Source organism: Streptomyces scabichelini, from assembly GCF_011045015.1.
Classification (GTDB): domain Bacteria; phylum Actinomycetota; class Actinomycetes; order Streptomycetales; family Streptomycetaceae; genus Streptomyces; species Streptomyces scabichelini.
Genome location: NZ_JAAKZY010000408.1, coordinates 1 through 3,543, shown reverse-complemented (window position 1 = coordinate 3,543; position 3,543 = coordinate 1). Strand labels below are relative to the sequence as shown.

Sequence of the window (3,543 nt, the reverse complement as noted above, 5' to 3'; positions counted from 1 at the left end):
CCCCTGGCGGGCCCGGTGGGGGCGGGCCCGCCAGGGGCGCCCCGTCAGGGGCGCCCTTTCAGGGGCGCGGGGAACTGCGCGCCCAGCCACGACGGCTCAGCAGCCGAGTTACAACCTCAACACGAGCGAACCCAACCTGCCGAACCCGCGGAGCGACACGCGTGCTTCACGGCTCAGGGCGCCCGAAGACGCCTGGGGGACGTCGGGCCGGAGCCCTGACGACGTCTCAGGCGCCCTGAGCCGTCCCGGGAGTGGTTCCGTTGATCTTCTCTATGGCCTGCCGCGCCTGCTCGCCGGGAGAGCGCGGCAGCGACGAGACCGGCGACGGCGACACCTGTGGGGGCTGCGGCGTCGACTGGGGCCGCGCGTGCGTGCCGGGCTGGCGGGTGCGCAGCCGGTGGCTGGCGGCCTCGTCGAGGGTCACCGGACGCTGCATGCTGGCGGCGAGCCGACCGGCCTCCTGGCCGAGCGCGGCCACGTCCTCCCACGACAGTCTGAGCACGAGGGCTACTTCCGCCTCACCGTCCGGCGTGGCGATCATCGGCGGAGCGACTCGGTCGTTCATTGACCTGTTCCTCACGTGTTGCTGGGATCACGGCGGTTGCCGAAACATACGCAGACGCACGCGCTCCCGTTCAGACCGTTCAGAGGGGCCGAGTCGCGGGCAGAAGTTCCTCGTGGTCATTCCCGTCCATGATGTGAACCCGGTACGCCGCACGCCGTTCGTGACGTACGCGCTGATCGCCGCCAACTTCCTTGTCTTCCTGGCCACCCCCGGGGTGGCCGGTTCGGTGACGGGCGAGAGCGGTCTCGCCCAGCTCTGCCATCTGCAGGCGTTCCTGGACCAGTGGGCGGCGGTGCCACGGGAGATGATCCACCTGCAGACGCCGACCGTCGTGCCCACGGGTGACGTGGCCGTGGGCCCGCAGGGACCGGGCTGTGTGGTGGGTCCGCCCGACTACGACAAGTCGCCCCCGCTGTCGGTCTTCACCGCGATGTTCCTGCACGGCAGCTGGCTGCACCTGCTCGGCAACATGCTCTTCCTGCTGATCTTCGGCAACAACATCGAGGACCGCCTCGGGCACGTGCGCTATCTGCTGTTCTACGTGGCCTGCGGCTACGCGGCGGCGTACGCCTATGCCCTCGCCAACGACACCTCGGGCGACCCTCTGATCGGCGCGTCCGGTGCGATCGCCGGTGTCCTGGGCGCGTACCTGGTCCTCTATCCGAAGGCCCGGGTCTGGGTCCTGGTGCCGTTCCTGATCTTCCTGCCGCTGCGCCTGCCGGCCTGGCTCGTGCTGGGCTTCTGGTTCGGCCTGCAGGCGGTGTACTCGTCCGGAGCCGGCGTCTCCGCGGCCGGCACCGTCGCGTACGTGGCCCATGTGGTCGGCTTCGTGGCGGGCATGCTCCTCGCCTGGCCGCTGCGCAGAGGCACCCCGCCACCACCCGAACCGCGCCGCCTGCTGTGGGGCAGGCAGGCGCGGCCACGGCACAGCTGGGGATCCGGCTAGCGAGCCGTCCGTGTGTGGACGTACTCCACGAGCCGGGTCAGCGCGTCCGGGTCCGTGCTCGGCAGGACGCCGTGGCCGAGGTTGAAGATGTGGCCCTCCAGGCCCGCGGCGGCGTCGAGGATCTCCTGGGTCTTGGCCTCGACGGCCTCGGTGGTGGAGAAGAGGACCGCGGGGTCGAGGTTGCCCTGGAGCGCCTTGCCCGGGCCGACACGGCGGGCGGCCTCGTCCATCGGAACACGCCAGTCGACGCCGACGACGTCCGCGCCGGCCTCGCCCAGGAGGCCGAGCAGTTCACCGGTGCCGACACCGAAGTGGATGCGCGGGACGCCGTACGACTTCACGGCCTCGAAGACCTTGGTGGAGGCCGGCATCACCGAGCGCCGGTAGTCGGCGGGTGCGAGGGCGCCGACCCAGGAGTCGAAGAGCTGGACGGCCGAGGCGCCCGCCTCGATCTGCACCTTCAGGAAGGCGGCCGTGATCTCGGCGAGCCGGTCGAGCAGGTCGGCCCACAGCTGCGGGTCGCCGTACATGAGGGCCTTGGTGTGCTCGTGGTTGCGGGACGGACCGCCCTCCACGAGGTAGCTCGCGAGGGTGAAGGGCGCACCGGCGAAGCCGATGAGCGGGGTCTCGCCGAGCTCGGCGGTGAGCAGGCCGATCGCCTCGGTGACGTACGAGACGTCCTCGGGCGTCAGGTCGCGCAGCTGCGCGAGGTCCGCGCGGGTGCGGATCGGCTTCTCGACGACCGGGCCGACGCCCGGCTTGATGTCGAGGTCGACGCCGATGGCCTTGAGGGGTACGACGATGTCGCTGAAGTAGATCGCCGCGTCCACGCTGTGCCGGCGTACCGGCTGCAGTGTGATCTCCGCGACCAGTTCGGGCCGCATGCACGACTCGAGCATGGGGATGCCCTCGCGCACCTTGCGGTACTCGGGCAGCGAACGTCCGGCCTGCCGCATGAACCACACCGGTGTATGCGGCACGGGTTCACGCCTGCACGCCTTCAGGAAGGTGGAGTCGTACGTGGCTGTCGGCTGCTGGCCCGTGGGGCGTTCACTGTCACTCACGCCGAAAGTCTCCCACGCCGCGTTGAGCGCCCCGTAAGGGGCGCAGGGCTGTAGCCATGTGCGGCTCCACCGCGATGCGGGTACCCCCCGCCCACGGCCACACCCGGTCACGGTCACAAACACAGCGAAACCGAGCCGTTCCCGCCGAACCGTCGGAGGCACGGGTGTCTCTCCCTGCGCGAAGGCTCCGTTCCCCTTAATCTTCCCCGCATGGCGGCTCAGGGACGACTGTCGGACGGCGCTGGCGGAATGGACGACGCGAAGGAAGGGGAGCGGAGTGGCACGGACGCGGCTCCGCTGCCCTTCCGTGCGGCCGTCGACGCGCTGAGCGCGACACGGCTGCGGCCGGAGATCGAGATCGACCCGACCCGGCCGCCGCAGCGGCTCGCCCCGTTCGCGTACGCACTGGAGGCCGCTGTCGTCGACGGCGAGGACGACCTGGCCGACGGCCGCCTCATCCTGCTTCACGACCCTGCCGGACACGAGGCCTGGCAGGGGTCCTTCCGCCTGGTCACCCTCGTCCGCGCGGAACTGGAACCGGAGATGGCCGCCGACCCGCTGCTCCCCGACGTCTGCTGGTCCTGGCTGACGGGCGCGCTCCAGGCCCGCGGCCTGTCGTACGGCGAACCCAGCGGCACCGTCACCCGCGCGAGCTCGCACTACTTCGGCGGCCTCTCGGAACGCCCGTCCGCCTCCCAGATCGAGATCCGCGCCTCCTGGACCCCCCTCGAGGGCCTCGGTGGCGTCCCGGACACGGCATCCCACCTCGCGGCCTGGTGCGACCTGCTGTGCCAGATCGCGGGCCTGCCCCCCGCCGCCCCGGGCGACGCGTCAGTGGTGACGCTGCCCCAGCGACGGGGCCCCCAGCCCCGCTGAGCGACTGAGGGGCTGAGGGGCCGCGCCCCGCCAGGGGCGCAGCCCCTCAGGGGCGCGGGGAACTGCGCGCCCAGCCACAGAAGACCCGCACC

The 3,543-nt window shown here is 71.5% G+C and carries 4 protein-coding genes; 2 read left to right on the top strand and 2 right to left on the bottom strand.

Features of this window, described 5'->3' with window-relative positions; genetic code table 11:
- Positions 1 to 226: 226 nt before the first annotated feature.
- Positions 227 to 565, bottom strand: a complete 339-nt coding sequence (locus tag G5C60_RS50005; protein ID WP_165270861.1) for a hypothetical protein — start codon at positions 563 to 565, stop codon at positions 227 to 229.
- 112 nt (positions 566 to 677) lie between these two features.
- Between G5C60_RS50005 and G5C60_RS50000 the strand changes: the two genes are divergently transcribed.
- A complete protein-coding gene (locus tag G5C60_RS50000; RefSeq protein WP_165270859.1) occupies positions 678 to 1,511 on the top strand; it encodes a rhomboid family intramembrane serine protease in 834 nt (277 codons plus the stop codon).
- On the opposite strand, the gene hemE is transcribed toward G5C60_RS50000, so the two are convergent.
- On the bottom strand, positions 1,508 to 2,575 hold the full coding sequence (gene hemE, locus G5C60_RS49995) for a uroporphyrinogen decarboxylase (protein ID WP_165270857.1): 1,068 nt from the start codon (positions 2,573 to 2,575) through the stop codon (positions 1,508 to 1,510). The two genes, G5C60_RS50000 and hemE, sit on opposite strands and share 4 nt — an antisense overlap.
- Positions 2,576 to 2,824: 249 nt before the next feature.
- On the opposite strand from hemE, the gene G5C60_RS49990 reads away from it, so the two are divergent.
- Entirely contained in the window at positions 2,825 to 3,451 is a 627-nt protein-coding gene (locus G5C60_RS49990; RefSeq protein ID WP_165270863.1) for a DUF3000 domain-containing protein, read from the top strand.
- Positions 3,452 to 3,543 lie beyond the last annotated feature (92 nt).

Excerpts from the sequence above, each read along its gene's own strand:
- G5C60_RS50005 (WP_165270861.1), bottom strand. The coding sequence starts at position 565 with ATGAACGACCGAGTCGCTCCGCCGATGATCGCCACGCCGGACGGTGAG.
- G5C60_RS49990 (WP_165270863.1), top strand. The coding sequence starts at position 2,825 with ATGGACGACGCGAAGGAAGGGGAGCGGAGTGGCACGGACGCGGCTCCG.